The 355-nt window shown below is 33.8% G+C and carries 1 pseudogene; it reads right to left on the reverse strand.

Annotated features, from left to right (window positions below):
• Positions 1-355: pseudogene (locus GOQ24_RS17070) on the reverse strand (IS5/IS1182 family transposase); the annotation flags it as partial.

The following is a 355-nucleotide window of genomic DNA, read 5'->3' on the forward strand; positions in this document are numbered from 1 at the left end:
TTTTTGTGCAATAGTATAATGTGTAATAAATTGATTTTCAGTACTTATTTGAGTATTGTAGGCAGGTTTAAGTTGCCCGTTTTTCATGTGATCTTCTTTCATCCGCATAAAAGTAGCATCTGGATCTGTTTTACTATAACTATTTCGAGTACCTAAAGTTTCTAGTTGTTGTTCATATTTTTCCAAACGAGGTAAATGCTCTTCTTGTAATTGTTTGAGCTGTTTAGCTGTAGGCTTGGGTAAGTCTGCCCTCTGTTTATTTAACTGAGTCACTTTTTCTTTAAGCTCTAAACTATCAATATTTTTGGAACAGTGTTCTTTTGCGAGTTCACTTTGATCCTGTTTGATTTGACCC

It is taken from the genome of Myroides sp. LoEW2-1 (assembly GCF_009767705.1).
GTDB lineage: Bacteria > Bacteroidota > Bacteroidia > Flavobacteriales > Flavobacteriaceae > Flavobacterium > Flavobacterium album_A.